Origin of the sequence: Bosea sp. AS-1, assembly GCF_002220095.1 — a bacterium.
Lineage (GTDB): Bacteria > Pseudomonadota > Alphaproteobacteria > Rhizobiales > Beijerinckiaceae > Allobosea.
This window is the reverse complement of record NZ_CP022372.1, coordinates 3,814,056-3,830,024: the sequence shown is the minus strand read 5'-3', so window position 1 is coordinate 3,830,024 and position 15,969 is coordinate 3,814,056. Positions and strand designations below refer to the sequence as shown.

Here is a 15,969-nt window from a genome sequence, read left to right as displayed (position 1 = left end):
GACGATGAGCTATCTCGAACTGACCGGGCTGCAGAAGCGCTACGGCAATGCCGTCGCGGTCGACGACGTGTCGCTCTCGGTGGAGCAGGGCGAGTCCGTCGCGCTGCTCGGCCCTTCCGGCTGCGGCAAGACGACGACGCTGCGCATGCTCGCGGGCCTCGTCACGCCCGATCGCGGCGCGATCTCGCTCGACGGCGGCGAGATCACCCGCCTGCCGCCGCACAAGCGCAACATGGGCTACGTCTTCCAGTCCTATGCGCTGTTTCCGCATCTCTCCGTCGCGCGCAACATTGCCTTCGGCCTCGAAGAACGAGGTGTTGCCAGGCAGGAGATCGCCAGGCGCGTCGACGAGGCGCTCGCGCTCGTGAGATTGGCCGGGCTGGGACAGCGGCGCCCGAAGGAACTCTCAGGCGGGCAGCAGCAGCGCGTCGCGCTGGCGCGCGCGCTGGTGATCCAGCCTTCGGTGCTGCTGCTCGACGAATCCCTGTCCAATCTCGACGCCAAGCTGCGCGATGCGATGCGTCACGAGATCCGCTCGATCCAGCGTTCGCTCGGCATCACCACGCTCTTCGTCACCCACGACCAGGTCGAGGCCTTGACGATGTGCGACCGCATCGCGGTGATGCATCGCGGCCGCATCGTCCAGATCGGCGGCGCCGAGGACATCTATGATCGGCCGGCGACGCGTTTCGTCGCGGAATTCGTCGGCCGCGCCAATGTACTGCCGCTCACGCACGACGGACAAGGCCGTGCGACCGTCTGGGGGCAGCCGCTACCGGTCGAGGCCGCCAGCGAGACCGATCTTTTCGTCAGGCCGCAGCGTATGCGGATCGCGCCAGTCTCCGAACCGGCAGGAGAGGGGGTGGCGCGCCTGACCGGGCGCGTGCTGCGCAGCGTCTTCGTGGGCGACCATGTCGAGGTCCTTGTCGAGGGGCAGGGCGGGCAGCTCACTGTCGAAATGCCCTCTGGAACATCGGTCCCGGCTGAGGGGGCCGAGGTCGCGGTGGTCTGGCCTCGCGCCGAGAGCCGCGTCTTCGCGCGTGAGGCGCCATGACTGCCTCGCGCCGCCTGCCGCTGTTGCTGATCCCGGCGACGCTGTTCCTGCTGGTCATCTATGTCTGGCCGTCGCTGGGCCTGTTCCGCAACGCTTTCAACGAGGTCGGCCCGACGGGCGCGATGGTCGAGGCCTGGTCGCTGCAGACCTGGCGCGCCACCTTGCATGACAGCTTCACGATCGAGCTCACGCTGAACTCGCTCTGGCTCTCGACGGTCTCGACGCTGATCGCGCTCTGCCTGGCCTATCCTATCTCGCTCTTCCTGTTCCGCACCGAGTCCCGCTTCCGCGGCCTGCTCGCGGTGGTGGCGATCATGCCGATGCTCGTTTCCGGCGTGGTGCGCGTCTTCGGCTGGCTCGCCATTCTGGGCGATCGCGGCCTGGTCAACTCGACGTTGCAGGCCCTGGGCGTGATCTCGACGCCGCTGAAGCTCGTCTTCAACTGGACGGGCGTCACCATCGGTCTCGCCGAAAGCATCATGCCTTACATGATCCTGGCGCTGCTCGCCGGCTTCGGCCGGCTGGACCGCACGCTGGAGGAGGCGGCGCGTTCACTCGGCGCCTCGCCGTTCCGGACCTTCTGGCGCGTCACGCTGCCGCTCAGCCTGCCGGCGATCGCGCTCGCGGCGGGCCTGGGCTTCGTGCTCTCGATGTCGGCCTATATCACGCCCAAGCTCCTCGGCGGCGGGCGCGTCTTCGTGCTGGCGACCGAGATCTTCGAGCAGGCGACGACCAACACCAACTGGCCGGTCGCCTCGGTGCTGGCGATCTATACGCTCGCCCTGCTGCTCGTCCTGCTCACCGCTTCCAACCTCGTGGCGCGGAGGCTGCAGCGATGACCGGGGCAGGCCGCGTTCTCTCGAGTTTCGTCGCGGTGATCTATGCGCTCATCCTGGCGCCGATCGTCGTCGTGGTGATGCTGGCCTTCTCGGCCGACAACTTCATCCTGTTCCCGCCCTCCGGCTACTCGCTGCGCTGGTTCCGCCAGCTCGCGGGCAATGGTCAACTGCTCGCGGCACTCTGGCTCAGCGTGCAGATCGCGGCGGTGGTGACGCTGTGCTCGCTGGCGATCGGCGTGCCGGCGGCGCTCGCCCTGGCGAAGGGGCGATTTGCAGGGAAGGGGGCGCTGACCAGCTTCTTCCTGGCGCCGCTGCTGCTGCCGACGCTGATCACCGGGCTTGCGCTGCTGCTGTTCTTCTCGCCGCTCAAGCTGGCGGCGACGCTGCCCGGCCTCGTGCTCGGCCATATGACGGTGACCGTGCCCTTCGTCATCCGGATGATGACGACGGCGCTTGCCAACTTGCCGGACGACATCGAGGCGGCCGCGGCGACGCTCGGCGCGCCGCCCTGGCGTGTCGTGCGCCGGGTGACGCTGCCTTTGGCGGCGCCCGGTCTGATCGCCTGTGCCTGCCTGTCCTTCCTGCTTTCCTTCGACGAGACGGTGATCTCGCTCTTTATCGCCGGCCCGCGCGCCTCGACCCTGCCGGTCGAGATGGTGCGCTATGTCGAAGGCCGGACCGATCCACTCATCGCGGCGCTGTCCGTCGTCCTCATCGTGGCGACGCTCGCCGTCATTCTCGTGGTCGAGCGCCTGGTTGGCGTCGCCCGCGCCGTTGGAAAATAGGAAATAGGAGAAGCCCATGCCCGATTACCGCATCGAAGCCATGCCCGAGCAGCTGCCGGCGGCGCTGGTCGAGAAGCTGCAGAAGGTCGAGACCGCGACGGTCGGCCATTCGCAGCACTGGGGCTTCATGGATCGCGGCATCCAGCCGCTGCTGCGCGGCAAGCGCATCGCCGCCGCGGCCGTGACGCTGGCGATTCCCGGCCAAGATTCGACCCTGCTGCACCACACGCTCGGTCTGCTGCGCCCCGGCGACATCCTCGTCGTCGATCGGCTCGGCGATGACAAGCACGCCTGCTGGGGTGGCGGCGTCACCGTGGCGGCGAAGGCCGCCGGCGCGGTCGGCGGCATCGTCGACGGCCCCTGCACCGATCTCACGGAGATCGAGGATTCCGACTTCCCGATGTGGTGCCGTGGCATGTCGCCGATCACCACCCGGCTCTACAATCTCGGCGGCACGCTCAACCTGCCGATCTCCTGCGGCAATGTCCCGGTCAAGGCCGGTGACGTCATCCTCGCCGACGAATCCGGCGTGCTGGTGCTGCCGCGCGCCGAGGCCGAGGCGATCGCCGATGCCGCCATCGCCCGGCAGGAGCGCGGAGAGAAGACGCAGGCCCGCGTCAAGGCCGGCGAAAAGCTGGGCGACATCTCCGGCGCGACCAAGATGGTGCTCGACGCATTGGCGCAGAAGGGCTGACCTGCCGATGCGAGGGCGGAGGCGCCCTCGCGACAACTCCTTTTCCTCACCCGACCCGAGCTTTCAACTGGACCAACCCATGCCCGAGACCATCGTTCTCCTCGACATGACGACGCCGGAGCGCGCCGATCGTTTGCGCGCCCTGTTGCCGCCCGGCTTCGTCCTGACCCACGGGACGGCGCGCGGCGACGAGCATATGAAAGAGATCATCGCCGATGCCGACTACGCGATCTCGGGGCAGGTCGGCGTGTCCGCCGATGTGCTGCGTGCCGCGAAGAAGCTGAAGCTCCTGCACAAATGGGGCGTCGGCTACGACAACATCGACATCGCTGCGGCGAAGGAACTCGGCATCAAGGTCGCGCGCACGACGGGCTCCAACGCGGTTCCCGTGGCCGAATTCGCGCTTGGACTGATGCTGTCCTCGCTGCGCTTCATCGCCTATGGGCATCAGGAGCTCAAGAAGGGCCATTGGGCGACCGGCAAGCTGCCCGGCGACACCTATATGCTCTCGGGCAAGACGGTCGGTATCGTGGGCTTCGGCGCCATCGGCCAGAATGTCGCCAAGCTGCTCAAGGGCTTCGGTTGCCGCATCCTCTATAGCAAGCGTACCCCGCTCCCTCAGGCGGAGGAGGAGGCTCTCGGCGTCCGGCACGCATCGATGGCGCAGATCCTGGCCGAGGCCGATGTCGTCTCGCTGCATTGCCCGCTGACGCCCGAGACCACGAACCTGATCGACGCCGCTGCCCTCAAGGCGATGAAGAGGACGGCTGTTCTGGTCAACGTCGCCCGCGGTGGCGTCGTCAACGAGGCCGATCTGGTCGAGGCGCTGAAGGCTCGCGAGATCGCCGGCGCGGCGATGGATGTCTATTCGGTCGAGCCGCTGCCGCCGGACAGCGCCCTGCTGACCCTCGACAACCTCGTGGTGACGCCGCATCTCGCCGCCATGGCCGCGGATAATTTCGCTCCGACCGTGAAGCGCATGTTCGCCAACATGGTGCATGTCTCGCGCGGCGAACCCGTGCCCGAGCGCGATATGGTGGTGTGAGCCCGCTGGTTCGCCGCATCCTGGCGGTGCGGTTGGACGTCTGGCTCGAGCAGGCCACGCGCTGGCGGCTTGCTCGAGCGAGTGAGACTAGGGCTCTACGTGGAGCGCGCGCCCGGCGAACCAGCCATTGATGGCCGTTCCCGCACCCAGCAGGATGAAGAGCACCGCGCTCCAGGCGAAGCTGCCGGTCCAGCCATGGATCAGCCCGACGATCAGCGGGCCGATGGCGGCGAGCAGATAGCCCACGCATTGGGCCATGCTGGATAGCTGCGCAGCCACATGCGAGTCGCGGGCGCGCAGCACGATCACTGTCAGCGCGACCGCGATCAGACCGCCTTGCCCGATGCCCTGCAGGGCCGCCCAGAACCAGACCGACCAGAGCGGCGCGAACAGCAGGCCAAGCAGCGCGACGACGGCCAGCACGCTCAAGGCGACGTTGATGGCGCGCTGGTCCCGGCCGCGAACTGCGATATGGGGGGCGACGAGGCAGGCACCCGCCTGCATCATCACCGACATGGAGACGATCGCGCCTGCCGTGACGCCGTCGAGGCCACGCTCGCGCAGGATCGGCACCAGCCAGCCGAAGACGCAATAGGCCAGCGCCGACTGCAGTCCCATGAACAGCGTGATGTGCCAGGCCGGCCTGTTCCGCCACAGGCTTTGAACGGCCGGTCGTGTCTGCCCGCCTTGGGAACGGCGCGAGAGCACCTGCGGAAGCCAGAGCAGGCCGGCCAGCAAGGCTGGAAGCGCCCAGACCGCGAGCGCCCCACCAAGGGGCAGGCCGAGCGACTGCTTGATCGGCAGCGTCAGGCCGGCGGCGCCTGCCGCGCCGGCGCAAAGCGCCATCGTGTACCACCCGGTCATCAGCGCTGCCCGATCGGAGAAGTCGCGCTTCACGAGTCCGGGCAGAAGCACATTGCTGACGGCGATGCAGGCGCCGGCCAAGGCCGTTCCCAGGAACAGGAGCGGAACCGACGGAAGCCCGCGCAGCGCGGTGCCACAGGCGAGCAGCAGCACGGCGGCGAGCAGGGTCCGCTCCGTGCCGATCCACTGCGACATCCGCGGCGCCAAGGGCGAGAACAGCCCCAGACAGAGGACGGGCAAGGTCGTCAGGATGCTGGCGCCAAGCCCGGAGAGGCCGAGCGTATCCCTGATTTCGGGAAGCAGGGTCGAGGCGCTGGAGAAAACCGGGCGCAGATTGAACGCGATGAGCACCAGGCTGGCGCCGAGGAGAAATCGCGACATCGCGCTCGCGTTTGCGCCTCGGCCGAGGCTGATCGGATGGCTCATGACATCAATACCTTGTCGAGGGCGACCAGCACCGGGGCCATGAAATGGCGGACCGCGGCGTCGGCGTTGTCGGGATTGCCTGATTCGATGGCGTCCACGATCGCCTTGTGCGCTGCCATGTCCGGCTCCGGCAGATCGCCTTCGAGCGTCGCGGCGATCGTTTCGGCGATCAGGCGCGACGAAAATTCGTACAGGCTGATCAGCACGTTGTTGCGGGAGGTCGCGATCACGGCCTGATGAAAGGCAAAATCCCGCGCGACAAAAGCATCCTTGTCGACGCCGACATAATCGCCGCGTTTTGCGAGGAGAGAGCGAAGCCGGTCGATATCGGCCGCGGAGCAGCGCAATGCCGCCAGCCGCGCGGCCTCGACATCGAGCGCCAGCCGTGCCTCGAATTGCTCGCGCAAGCTCGCCCGCTTGGCCGTGGTCAGAGAGAGGTTCGTGCCGGTCGTCGACCGCACATAGGTGCCCGAACCCTGTCGCGTTTCCACGATACCCTGGGAAGCCAGAACCCGCACCGCCTCGCGCACGGTGCCGCGGCTGACGGAAAGGGCGGCTGACAGCGTGGCCTCATTCGGCAAACGCTCGCCCACGCCCCATCGCCGCGCGAGGATTTCGCCATGAATGGCTTCCACGGCGGTTTCGGCGAGGCTGGGTCTGCTCAATGCGCGCATGATAAAATTTGCCAAGTCATCTGATGACTTGGTCGCTAATGTGCATCGACTTGCGTGTCAAAAGCTTTCATGGACGGTGTCGATAAGGCCGCGCCTTCAATGCCCGTGCGGCGGGGTCGCCGAGAAGCGGACCACTTCGCACGGACGCTCCGCTCATTGTCGGCGTCGCAGTTGAATTTCCTGAAACAGAAACAGTTTCCTGCCGAGACCCGGCGGGTATCTGCAGAAAGCTCGTTGCGATCCGGCAGCGCCGCGTCATGATCGTGGCGAAGATGAATGGCGGCCATCGGCCCAGTTCATGAACCGTTTAACCCCTTGCGCGTTCTATATCGCGACAAAGGAGTCCCTGATGCGTTTGCTCATTCTATCCGCCGCCATAGCCGTTGGAGCCGCGCTGAGCGCGCCGGCTATTGCATCCGAGAGCCTGGCGCCTCAACTTGCGCAGCGTCTCGACAAGGCTCCCGTCGAGTTCACCATGACCGCCGCCAAGCAGCGGCGCCTCATGATGATCGAGGAGTCCCAGCGCCGTCAGCGCTACGGCCGTCCCGGTTATGGTTACGGCCGCCCTGGCTACGGTCGTCCTGGTTACGGCTATGGCCGGCCGCAGCGCCCGCAGCCGGGATATGGCTATGGGGCACGTCCCGGCTGGGGACCGCCGTCGACCCGACCCACCTTCGCTCCTCCGCCTCCGACGCGGTGGTGATGATCCGATTGCCCGCAAGCCGACGCTGCCCCTCGCGGGCGGCGTCGTCCGTGAGCGGGCAGTGAGCCCGAAAAGGGCAGGCCGAAAAGCCAAATCGGCGGGCTGGCCTTTGGCGGATCGAAGTCCTCGATCACGCTGATCAGGCGGCTCGCTTGCATCTCGGATCATCCGAGTCGCCGCCGGTTCGACCAGCGAAGCCCCTCTCGCTTGAGCGGCAAGGCGCGCGTTGTCTACGCCCTTGTCACTCGGCTTTGCTCGTCCCGGATTCATGCGGGGAGGGAGGCATTGGCCGAGAGATAATGATGGATTCCTGTCGGCAGGCCGCAGGATCCGCCGAGATACGACTATTCGCGTTCGAAGCCTGCCGAAGCAACGAGCGCGATATCTGCCGCATTTGCGGGCATTTCAGAACTCAGCGGACATTCTTGAAAAAGAAGTGGTGCCCAGGGGCGGAATCGAACCACCGACACTGCGATTTTCAGTCGCATGCTCTACCAACTGAGCTACCTGGGCGAACCGGGAGCGGCGCGGGCCGTCCGTGTTGGTGGGGGCGATATAGAGGCTGGCGCAGAGCCTGTCCAGTCACTTCAGCCGGCTTTCTACAGCTCGGCCATGCTCCGTTGAAAAACGCTTCAGGAAACCACTTCGCCAGAGGGCCCGGCTGCTGAAGGCCCTGTCGGTTCCACGCTGCCGACGAGCTGTGCCAGTCGTTCGATGGTCGCCAGGGTCTGGTGTCGGGCGGCTTCCGATTCCGCGATCTGGGCTTGGCCGTAAAGCAGGCGCGCGAAGGCGCTGACGCTCGTGACGATCTGGAACAAGGCATCGTCCAGCGCGGGCGAAGGAGGCAGTGCGCTACCGAATTTCGCCAGATGGCATTCGGTGCTTTCCCGAAGCGCCTTGGCATTCAGGACGCCGGCCTTCAATACGTCATGCCGTAGCGTTTCGAGCTCGCTGGAAAGGAATCTCTCGATGGATGCAGCCATATGTCTCTCCGCAAAGAGGCTTTGTCGCTGATCCATCGCAGAATAGCGTCAATTGAGGCCGCATGTAGCGTAAAACGAGCTGTTGGTTACTCGTGTGTATCTATGAAGGGGCGAGCGCCGGCGGAGGTGGCGTCGCAGCTGTCAGTTTTCCGTATCCTGTTCGATGGGCGTCTCTCCCGGGCGGAACCGCTTCCCGCTGACGGAGCGCACCAGGGTCCGGACCAGCGCCGCGACGATGATGACGAGAGGCAGGGCCATGACGGCATTGCCATCTCGCGCGAGCCAGATCGCCAGGCCGCAGCAGACGGCAATGCCGAGGACGAGCAGCAGCTTCATGCGGCCATGCTGACGCGGGCGGCGATTTCGAGCAAGAAGCGGTTGCCGATGCGGCTAATCTTTGGTTTCCGGCCCCTCCTGGCGTGACTTTCGGGAATGCCCGTTGACGGAAGGGGGCGGGCGGGTGAGCATGCTGGCGTGCTCGCCCTTGCTGCTCCCGAGTTTCGGGGCGCGTCCGGATCGATCTGGGTGCCGAAGCGCCGTCTTTGGACGCTGGGGTTCGGCCTGTGCGCCTGTCTCCTGCCTGGGGCCGGGAGATCCGGAGAGCTTGAGCCCTGGCTTCCCCCCGTTGCGCCTGAGCTGGTGCTTGCGCGCCTCGACGCGCCGCCGCTCGCTCTCGCGAGCTTTCGGGGCAAGGCGGTCATTGTCCACTTCTTCGCCACCTGGTGTGCCCCATGCATCGAGGAGATGGCAAAGCTCAACGCGCTGGCGGTGCGCGGCGATCTCGCCGTCGCGATCCTGGCTGTCGATGTCGGCGAGGTTCCCGCGCGTTTGCGCAGCTTCTTCAAGGACCGGCCCGTCGGCTTTCCGATCCTGCTCGATGAGGATCGTGCCGCGATGAAACGCTGGCAGGTGCTCGGTCTGCCGACGAGCTTCGTGCTCGACAGCGAGCAACGGCCGGCTCTCAGGGCCGGGGAGCCGCTCGACTGGACGAGCCCGGCCGTTCTCGACGCTCTTTCTGCCCTTGCGGAGCAAGGCGCAAGGCAGCCGGACACGACCACCAACAGCAAGAGGGGAGGAACTAGCCGATGATCGATCGTCGCGATGTGCTCAAGGCCGGCGCCGTTGCGGGCACGGCGCTGCTGATGCCGAGCCGGGGCTTCGCACAGGCTGCGGTTTTTGCGCCGATGCCGGGGAAATGGCGCGATTTCGAGGTGGTGACGCGGCTGGAGCTGCCCGGGCAGGGGCCGAGTCAGGCCTGGATTCGGCTGCCGTCCGTGGACGAGCAGCAATGGATCCGGCCGGGCAAAAGCGATTGGACGACGAATGCGGCTTCGGCCGAGGTGGCGCGCGATCCCAAATACGCTGCGCAGATGCTCCATGTCGTCTTCGCGGACGGCGAGACGGCGCCGATGGTCGAGCTGCGCAGCCGCTTTTCGTTGCGCGACCGGGCCGAGGATTTCGCTGCCGGGGAAAAGCCCGTCCTCGGCGAGGCTGAGCGCAGGCTCTATCTCGAAGCGACCGAGCTGATGCCGACCGATGGCATCGTTCGCGAAACCGCCGAAAAGGCTGCGGCCGGCAAGGGGAGCGAGATCGAAAAGGCCCGTGCGGTCTATCAATGGGTCGTGGACAATACCTTCCGCGATGCCAGGACGCGCGGCTGCGGCACCGGCGATGTCGCCTCGATGCTGCGGACCGGCAATCTCGGCGGTAAATGCGCCGATCTGAATGCGCTCTATGTCGCGCTGGTACGCTCCATCGGCATTCCGGCACGCGACATCTACGGCATCCGCGTGGCGCCTTCGCGGTTCGGCTATGCCAGCCTCGGCGCTGGCTCGGCGACGATCACCAAGGCCCAGCATTGTCGCGCCGAGATCTGGCTCGAAGGCCATGGCTGGGTCGCGACCGACCCAGCCGATGTTCGCAAGGTCGTGCTGGAGGAGCCGCCTGGCAACAACGCCATCGATAACCCGAAGGTCGTCGCGGCACGCGAGGCCTTGTTCGGCACCTGGGAGGGCAACTGGCTCGGCTACAACATGGCCCATGACCTCGCGTTGCCGGGTTCGCGGCACAAGGTCGGTTTCCTGATGTACCCGCAGGCCGAGGTCGCAGGCGCGCTGCTCGACTGCCTTGATCCGGATACCTTCAGGTACACGATCAAATCGACCGAGATCACGGCTTGATACTGAGTGGCCGGGCGGGGCGCCCGGCCATCGCTTTCCGGAGATGAGACGATGAGCGATACGATCGAACGCGATGCTCCCGCGCGGGCTCCGGCACCTCGGCTGACGAGCCTCGCCCATGGCGGGGGATGCGGCTGCAAGCTCGCCCCCTCCGTGCTGCAGCAATTGCTGGCCGAGCATCCGGCAGCCGGTCCCTACAAGCAGCTCCTCGTCGGCACCGAGACAGGCGATGATGCGGCCGTCTGGCAGGTCGATGACGAGACCTGCGTGGTCGCGACGACCGATTTCTTCATGCCGATGGTCGACGACCCGCATGATTTCGGCCGCATTGCCGCGACCAACGCCATCTCCGACGTCTACGCCATGGGCGGTAAGCCGATCATGGCGCTCGCCATTCTCGGCATGCCGCTCGACAAGCTGCCGGTCGAGATGACCCGCGAGATCCTGAAGGGGGGTGCCGCGATCTGCACCGAGGCCGGCATTCCCGTTGCCGGCGGCCATTCGATCGATGCGCCGGAGCCGATCTACGGACTTGCCGTCATCGGACTGCTCAATCCGAAGAACTTGCGGCGCAACAATGGGGCGCGACCGGGCGATGCGCTGATCCTGACCAAGGCGCTCGGTGTCGGCGTCTATTCGGCGGCATTCAAGAAGGGCGAGCTTTCGCCGGAAGCCTATGGCGAGATGATCGCGTCGGTGACGCTGCTCAACCGGATCGGTGCCGAGCTCGCGAAGGATGCGGACGTCCACGCCATCACCGACGTCACCGGTTTCGGCATCCTCGGCCATGGGCTGGAAATGGCGCGGGGCTCCGAGGTGACCTTGAGGCTCAATCTGGCCGATCTGCCGTTTCTGTCGCAGGCGCAGCGGCTTGCCGAGGCCGGCCGGGTGACCGGAGCTTCACACCGCAACTGGGCGAGCTATGGCGAAGGCGTCGCGCTGCCGGCCGGGTTCCCCGACTGGCGCCGCCACCTGCTCACCGATCCGCAGACCTCCGGGGGCCTTCTGGTCTCCTGCAAGGCAGAGCGGGCCGGGGATCTGTTGGCGCAGGTCAAGGCCGCGGGCTATCCGGCCGCAGGGATCATCGGCTCCGTGGAGGCGGGGGCGGGGCGGGTCATGGTCATCTAGCGCGGTGGCGCTTCAGGCCTCCTCGACCTTCAGGGTCCGGCCCCAGACATCGAAGAAGGCGCCGTCGTTCAGCACCAGCCGATTTTCGCGGAGGGCGCCTTCCAGTTCTCTCAGGCGAGCGCGGGCGGTTTCGTCCGGCACGAGCCCACCACCCTCGCGGGTGGGGAAGAAGGCCGCGCCGTCCCAGTTGACGCCTGCGCCGCGCAGCATCAGCACGATGTCGCCCCAGTCGATCTCGTCGCCGATGACATGAACGAAGGTCGAGCGCAACGGCTCCACCTTCGGTTCGGCGATCTTCACCAGCACGATCAGCGCCGTGAACGGCCCCTTGCGGAAGAGCTTGCCGAGCCAGCGGTCGAAATCGGTACCGAGTCCGCGTGCCTTGCCTCTAGATGTCGACACGCGGCCTCTCGATCATGGCTCCTCAGGGAAGTGGCGGAAGAGAATGGGAGTCGAACCCACCAGAGACCGTCTGACGGCCCCTCCCGGATTTGAAGTCCGGACGCCCCACCGGGGACGCTTCTCCTCCATCGGGCATCATCGGCAGCGGCCCGAACAGGTCGAGCCGCTGCCGGTTGATGCGCCTCAGATCGCCGCGGCGGATGGTGACGCCATGACGATCGAAGAACTCGAGAATCTGGATAGCGACCTTTCGGCCGTTGTCGAGCCTGTCGCGGAACTGGGCGGCGTTGAAGCCGGCCGGGGCGAGCCCGGCGAGCGCGCTTGCAATGCCGACCATCTCGGTCAACGTCCCGCGCAGGAAGAAGTGATCGAGCGCGACCTCAAGCACATCGCCGCGCCGGCCCACAAGCCGGAGCAGCCGGCGGATATCCTCCTCGCGCCGGTCCAGCGCCTGGCCGATGTCACGCACGCGCGGCGGGCGGAAGCGTTCCTCGCCGCCGATCAATGGCGCGATCCGTGTCCAGAGCGCCTCGTCGTCCGGAGAGAGCCTGACCTCATGCCCCGGCCTCCTGATCCAGGAGCCGGCGGTCGCTACGGTGCCGTCCTCCACCAGCCGCGCCAGAGCCTGGCGGAACAAAGGGGCCGGTTGACGCGGCGCGACGGCAAGCCTCAGCCGCTCCAGCCCCATGCCGGGAAGGTCGGGATGCTCGACATGGTAGGCATCGAGCGTAGTGCCGACGGCCCGCGCCAGCGCCTGCCAGTGCGTGGACGGCATCGCGAGGGCGCCGATCCTGACGAGGCCGAGGCGCTGCGTCAGTTCATCGGCCGCCTCGAGGCCGAGGGCACGGTCGCGGGCGAAGCTGTCGATCTCGACATGGTGCGGCGGCACCGCGAGCAGGGTGTTGAGGGCCGCAGCGGGATCGGCAAGGCCGCGTGCCGAAAGCTGCGCCAGTCGCTCGGGGCTGCGCCGCCGCCGCTCCGGTGCGCGCAGATCGAGGAAGCGGCCGCCTCCGATGGTGCGTGACGCCGAGACGTCGCGCAGCACGAAACGGTCGAGCGCCGCGGCCGCGAGCGGGCTGTCGAGCACGAGCTGGATCGGTCCTGTTGTGCCTGGAGCGAGCTCGTCGCCCAGCAGCACGACGCGTGCGCCGACCTCGGCTGCTGCGTGATGCAACCGCACGGGTTGCCACATGGCGAGCGGCCGCGACTCCGAGGCGAGCAGCGTGATCTCGGCGTCGATCCGGCTCGCCGGCGCGTGCAGGACGGGCGCCAGCACCATGTCGCCATGCCGGATCGCATCCTTGGAGATGCCGGGGCCGGCGAGATTGAGCGCGCAGCGGTCGCCGGCATGGCCGGTCTCGGCCGGGCGGTTCTGAGCGTGGATCGAGCGGATGCGTGCCGGCAAGCCGGACGGGGAGACGACGACATGGTCGCCGACCGAGACCGCACCTGAAAGCACCGTGCCGGTCACGACGGTGCCGGTGCCCTGCAATGTGAAGCAGCGGTCGACGGCAAGGCGGAAGGCCCCATCGCCCTGCCGGTCCTGCGCCTGGCGCGCCTTTGTCGCGAGCAGGCCGCCCAGTTCCGCGAGGCCATCGCCGCTCACGGCAGAGACCGGCAGCATCGGCGCATCGGCGAAGGGCGTGTCCGCGAGCAGGGCTTCGATCTCGCGGCGTACCGCCGCGATCCGATCCGCGTCGGCGAGATCGGTCTTGCTCAGTGCGACCACGGCCCGGTCGATGCCGAGCAGGCGCGCGATGGCGACATGTTCGCGCGTCTGCGGCATCACCCCGTCGTCCGCCGCGACCACCAGCAGCAGCAGGTCGATGCCCGAGGCGCCGGCCAGCATCGTATGGACCAGCTTCTCATGGCCCGGCACGTCGATGAAGCCGATCACGGAACCATCGGGCTGTGACCAATAGGCGAAGCCGAGCGCGATCGAGATGCCGCGGGCCTTCTCCTCCTTCAGCCGGTCGGTGTCGACGCCGGTCAACCGCTTCACCAGCGCGGTCTTGCCGTGGTCGATATGGCCGGCCGTGCCGATGATCATGGCTCAGGCCTCCGCCGGTGAGGCGGCGCGCGCGGCCTTGATGAAGGGTGCAGCGAGCCGGCTGCCCTTGCTCTCGGCTGCAAGCAGGAGAGCAAGGGCGCGCTCCGCATCGGCTGCCACACCCTGGCCGAGCAGGGTGGCCGCACCGAGCATCGCTTCCGAATCGGGGTCGCCTGCATCCATTCCGCGCTGCCACCAGGCGGCGGCCGCGGCAGCGTCGCGCTCCACGCCGAGCGCGTCATGGAACATCATGCCGAGCCGGGTCATGCTGGTCTCGACGCCGGCCTCGGCTGCGGCTTGGGCCCAGCGCAAGGCCTCGGGATGGTCCTCGGACCGGCCACCCTCGAGCAGCATCCAGGACAGCATGTCCTGGGCCGGGGCATCGCCTTGCTCGGCGGAAAGCCGGTAGAGGCGCATCGCCTCCTCGTCGCTCTGGGCAACACCGTCGCCTCTGAAATAGAGCGCCGCGAGATTGCGCTGTCCCACCGGGTCGCCGCTCTGGGCTGCGAGTGTCAGCCAGCGCAGCGCAAGGGCGAGATCACGATCGACCCCGAGCCCCTCGGCGAAGCAGGCGCCGATATTGTTCTGCGCGCGTGCGACGCCGGCATGGGCGAGAGGCCCCCAGATCGCCAGCGCCGCCCGATGGTCGCCCTGCGCGACAGCCTCGGCGGCCCGCCCCATCGCGGCGGAGACGTCCTCGGCCTCGGAGCGCTCCTTGCCGCGCAGCCGGTCAAGCCAACCCATCGCCACCTCCGGGCTTCAGGGTCGCAAGCTGCGCAGCGAACAAGGCTTCGTCTTCGAGGCAGCGCAGGTCGAAGATCAGCGTCCCTTGGGCGATCCGTCCGATCACCGGCACCGGCACGGTCCGAAACGCGGCAGCCAGCGCCTCGACCGCGCCGCCGGAGGCCTTGCCTACCGGCTTGATCGCCAGCCCGGTGCTGGGCAGCGTCTCCAACGGCAGCGCGCCGGAGCCGATCTGGCTGGCACAGTCGACGGTCTCGACGCTCCAGCCCGCGCCGAGCGTCGCAGCGAGGGCGGGTCGGAGTTTTTCGGCCAGCGCGTGGAGTTCCGCTGCCTTGCGGGTGAAGAGCCGCAGCGTCGGCAGGCGCTCGGCCAGCCGGTCGGGATCGCGATAGAGCCTGAGCGTTGCCTCCAGGGCCGCGAGGCGGAGCTTGTCGAGCCGCAGCGCCCGCTTGAGCGGGTTCTTCGCCAGTTTGGCGATCAGATCCTTGCGACCGGCGACGATGCCGGCCTGGGGACCTCCGAGCAGCTTGTCGCCCGAGAAGGTGACGAGATCGGCGCCGCCCTTCAGGGCGTCCTGCACGGTCTTTTCATGGCGCAGGCCCCAGCGGGCGAAGTCGATCAGCGTGCCGGAGCCGAGATCGTCGACGAAGGGCACGCCATGCGTGCGAGCGAGCTTCGCCAGCTCAGGCGGCTCGACCTCCGCCGTGAAGCCCTGCACCACATAGTTGGAGGTATGCACCTTCAGTAGGAGCCCGGTTTCGGCGCCGATGGCTTCTGCATAATCCCTGAGATGCGTGCGGTTGGTGGTGCCGACCTCGCGCAGGATCGCGCCGGCCCGCGCCATGATGTCCGGCATGCGGAAGGCGCCGCCGATCTCGATCAGTTCGCCGCGCGAGACGATCGCCTCGCGGTCCTTGGCGAAAGTGTTCAGGACCAGCAGCACCGCGGCGGCGTTGTTGTTGACCAGGACAGCATCTTCGGCGCCGGTCAGTTCGCGGATCAGGTCGCGTACATGCGCATCGCGCTCGCCGCGCTGGCCGGCCTTGATCTCGTATTCGAGGTTGGTTGGCGCGCGCATGGCGGTAACGACCGCCTGAATCGCCTCTTCTGCCAGCAGTGCGCGGCCGAGATTGGTGTGCAGCACCGTGCCCGTGAGGTTGATGACGGGGCGTTGCGACGGCCGCTCGCGCGCCTCCAAGAGATCGAGCGCCATACGAGCAACGGCATCGGCGGAGACTGAGGGAGACGTCCCGCTCTGGCGCATCCGCTCGAGCACCTGCCGCACCGCCTGCGTCGTCTCGGCGCGTCCATGGCGGGCGATGGCAAGTGCACCTTCGCCGCTGCGCAGGATCTCATCGACCGAAGGGGGACGGAAGCGTTCGGGTCTGTTCATCAGGC

General features: G+C 67.4%; 16 protein-coding genes, 2 tRNA genes and 1 pseudogene. 9 read left to right on the top strand and 10 right to left on the bottom strand.

Going from position 1 to position 15,969, the window contains the following annotated elements; translation table 11 throughout:
• The first annotated feature begins 4 nt into the window (after positions 1–4).
• The 5 genes from CE453_RS19965 to CE453_RS19945 all read left to right on the top strand — a co-directional run bounded on the left by CE453_RS19965 (position 5) and on the right by CE453_RS19945 (position 4,417).
• On the top strand, positions 5–1,054 hold the full coding sequence (locus CE453_RS19965; RefSeq protein WP_089176165.1) for an ABC transporter ATP-binding protein: 1,050 nt from the start codon (positions 5–7) through the stop codon (positions 1,052–1,054).
• The gene (locus tag CE453_RS19960) at positions 1,051–1,893 is read left to right on the top strand and encodes an ABC transporter permease (protein ID WP_089176164.1); all 843 of its coding nucleotides are present in this window, start codon (positions 1,051–1,053) and stop codon (positions 1,891–1,893) included. Before CE453_RS19965 ends, CE453_RS19960 begins: the two co-directional genes overlap by 4 nt.
• Positions 1,890–2,678: an ABC transporter permease gene (locus CE453_RS19955; RefSeq protein ID WP_089176163.1), complete on the top strand. Its 789-nt coding sequence runs from the start codon at positions 1,890–1,892 to the stop codon at positions 2,676–2,678. Before CE453_RS19960 ends, CE453_RS19955 begins: the two co-directional genes overlap by 4 nt.
• 16 nt (positions 2,679–2,694) lie before the next feature.
• On the top strand, positions 2,695–3,372 hold the full coding sequence (locus CE453_RS19950) for an RraA family protein (protein ID WP_089176162.1): 678 nt from the start codon (positions 2,695–2,697) through the stop codon (positions 3,370–3,372).
• Between the two features lie 79 nt (positions 3,373–3,451).
• Positions 3,452–4,417 (top strand): 2-hydroxyacid dehydrogenase, encoded by a 966-nt coding sequence (locus CE453_RS19945; protein WP_089176161.1) that lies wholly within the window; start codon positions 3,452–3,454, stop codon positions 4,415–4,417.
• Positions 4,418–4,504: 87 nt separating this feature from the next.
• On the opposite strand, the gene CE453_RS19940 is transcribed toward CE453_RS19945, so the two are convergent.
• Both CE453_RS19940 and CE453_RS19935 read right to left on the bottom strand, forming a co-directional pair.
• Positions 4,505–5,662, bottom strand: a complete 1,158-nt coding sequence (locus CE453_RS19940; RefSeq protein WP_248307807.1) for a CynX/NimT family MFS transporter — start codon at positions 5,660–5,662, stop codon at positions 4,505–4,507.
• A 41-nt stretch (positions 5,663–5,703) separates the two neighbouring features.
• Positions 5,704–6,381, bottom strand: a complete 678-nt coding sequence (locus CE453_RS19935; protein ID WP_089176159.1) for a FadR/GntR family transcriptional regulator — start codon at positions 6,379–6,381, stop codon at positions 5,704–5,706.
• 349 nt (positions 6,382–6,730) lie between these two features.
• Here CE453_RS19935 and CE453_RS28970 point away from each other — a divergent pair, with 349 nt between their 5' ends.
• Positions 6,731–7,084: a hypothetical protein gene (locus CE453_RS28970; protein ID WP_198302161.1), complete on the top strand. Its 354-nt coding sequence runs from the start codon at positions 6,731–6,733 to the stop codon at positions 7,082–7,084.
• Between the two features lie 437 nt (positions 7,085–7,521).
• Here the strand turns inward: CE453_RS28970 and CE453_RS19925 are convergent.
• The 3 genes from CE453_RS19925 to CE453_RS19915 all read right to left on the bottom strand — a co-directional run bounded on the left by CE453_RS19925 (position 7,522) and on the right by CE453_RS19915 (position 8,403).
• Positions 7,522–7,597 (bottom strand) — tRNA-Phe (locus CE453_RS19925).
• A 119-nt stretch (positions 7,598–7,716) separates the two neighbouring features.
• Entirely contained in the window at positions 7,717–8,067 is a 351-nt protein-coding gene (locus CE453_RS19920; RefSeq protein WP_089176157.1) for a hypothetical protein, read from the bottom strand.
• Between the two features lie 141 nt (positions 8,068–8,208).
• Positions 8,209–8,403 (bottom strand): hypothetical protein, encoded by a 195-nt coding sequence (locus CE453_RS19915; RefSeq protein ID WP_089176156.1) that lies wholly within the window; start codon positions 8,401–8,403, stop codon positions 8,209–8,211.
• 303 nt (positions 8,404–8,706) lie between these two features.
• Between CE453_RS19915 and CE453_RS19910 the strand changes: the two genes are divergently transcribed.
• From CE453_RS19910 to selD, 3 genes are read left to right on the top strand one after another with little or no spacing between them, the layout of a single operon-like run.
• Positions 8,707–9,156, top strand: coding sequence for a TlpA disulfide reductase family protein (locus tag CE453_RS19910; RefSeq protein ID WP_157733116.1), 450 nt, complete (start codon positions 8,707–8,709; stop codon positions 9,154–9,156).
• Complete coding sequence (locus CE453_RS19905; RefSeq protein ID WP_089176154.1) at positions 9,153–10,247, top strand: transglutaminase-like domain-containing protein; 1,095 nt, start codon at positions 9,153–9,155, stop codon at positions 10,245–10,247. The genes CE453_RS19910 and CE453_RS19905 overlap by 4 nt, the downstream gene beginning before the upstream one ends.
• 51 nt (positions 10,248–10,298) lie before the next feature.
• The gene (gene selD, locus CE453_RS19900; RefSeq protein ID WP_089176153.1) at positions 10,299–11,375 is read left to right on the top strand and encodes a selenide, water dikinase SelD; all 1,077 of its coding nucleotides are present in this window, start codon (positions 10,299–10,301) and stop codon (positions 11,373–11,375) included.
• 12 nt (positions 11,376–11,387) lie between these two features.
• Here the strand turns inward: selD and CE453_RS19895 are convergent, their stop codons facing one another.
• The 5 genes and pseudogenes from CE453_RS19895 to selA all read right to left on the bottom strand — a co-directional run bounded on the left by CE453_RS19895 (position 11,388) and on the right by selA (position 15,964).
• Entirely contained in the window at positions 11,388–11,777 is a 390-nt protein-coding gene (locus tag CE453_RS19895; RefSeq protein ID WP_089176152.1) for a hypothetical protein, read from the bottom strand.
• 31 nt (positions 11,778–11,808) lie between these two features.
• Positions 11,809–11,904 (bottom strand) — tRNA-Sec (locus CE453_RS28710).
• Between the two features lie 105 nt (positions 11,905–12,009).
• Positions 12,010–13,827: pseudogene (gene selB / locus CE453_RS19890) on the bottom strand (selenocysteine-specific translation elongation factor); the annotation flags it as partial.
• A 3-nt stretch (positions 13,828–13,830) separates the two neighbouring features.
• Positions 13,831–14,571, bottom strand: a complete 741-nt coding sequence (locus CE453_RS19885) for a tetratricopeptide repeat protein (RefSeq protein WP_089176150.1) — start codon at positions 14,569–14,571, stop codon at positions 13,831–13,833.
• Positions 14,558–15,964, bottom strand: a complete 1,407-nt coding sequence (selA, locus tag CE453_RS19880; RefSeq protein WP_089176149.1) for an L-seryl-tRNA(Sec) selenium transferase — start codon at positions 15,962–15,964, stop codon at positions 14,558–14,560. The genes CE453_RS19885 and selA overlap by 14 nt, the downstream gene beginning before the upstream one ends.
• Between the last annotated feature and the right edge of the window lie 5 nt (positions 15,965–15,969).

Coding starts and splice junctions, on each gene's coding strand:
- CE453_RS19920 (WP_089176157.1), bottom strand. CDS start 8,067: ATGGCTGCATCCATCGAGAGATTCCTTTCCAGCGAGCTCGAAACGCTA.
- selA (WP_089176149.1), bottom strand. CDS start 15,964: ATGAACAGACCCGAACGCTTCCGTCCCCCTTCGGTCGATGAGATCCTG.
- selD (WP_089176153.1), top strand. CDS start 10,299: ATGAGCGATACGATCGAACGCGATGCTCCCGCGCGGGCTCCGGCACCT.
- CE453_RS19945 (WP_089176161.1), top strand. CDS start 3,452: ATGCCCGAGACCATCGTTCTCCTCGACATGACGACGCCGGAGCGCGCC.
- CE453_RS19935 (WP_089176159.1), bottom strand. CDS start 6,381: ATGCGCGCATTGAGCAGACCCAGCCTCGCCGAAACCGCCGTGGAAGCC.
- CE453_RS19915 (WP_089176156.1), bottom strand. CDS start 8,403: ATGAAGCTGCTGCTCGTCCTCGGCATTGCCGTCTGCTGCGGCCTGGCG.
- CE453_RS19905 (WP_089176154.1), top strand. CDS start 9,153: ATGATCGATCGTCGCGATGTGCTCAAGGCCGGCGCCGTTGCGGGCACG.
- CE453_RS19885 (WP_089176150.1), bottom strand. CDS start 14,571: ATGGGTTGGCTTGACCGGCTGCGCGGCAAGGAGCGCTCCGAGGCCGAG.
- CE453_RS19965 (WP_089176165.1), top strand. CDS start 5: ATGAGCTATCTCGAACTGACCGGGCTGCAGAAGCGCTACGGCAATGCC.
- CE453_RS19940 (WP_248307807.1), bottom strand. CDS start 5,662: ATGTCGCGATTTCTCCTCGGCGCCAGCCTGGTGCTCATCGCGTTCAAT.
- CE453_RS19950 (WP_089176162.1), top strand. CDS start 2,695: ATGCCCGATTACCGCATCGAAGCCATGCCCGAGCAGCTGCCGGCGGCG.
- CE453_RS19960 (WP_089176164.1), top strand. CDS start 1,051: ATGACTGCCTCGCGCCGCCTGCCGCTGTTGCTGATCCCGGCGACGCTG.
- CE453_RS19955 (WP_089176163.1), top strand. CDS start 1,890: ATGACCGGGGCAGGCCGCGTTCTCTCGAGTTTCGTCGCGGTGATCTAT.
- CE453_RS28970 (WP_198302161.1), top strand. CDS start 6,731: ATGCGTTTGCTCATTCTATCCGCCGCCATAGCCGTTGGAGCCGCGCTG.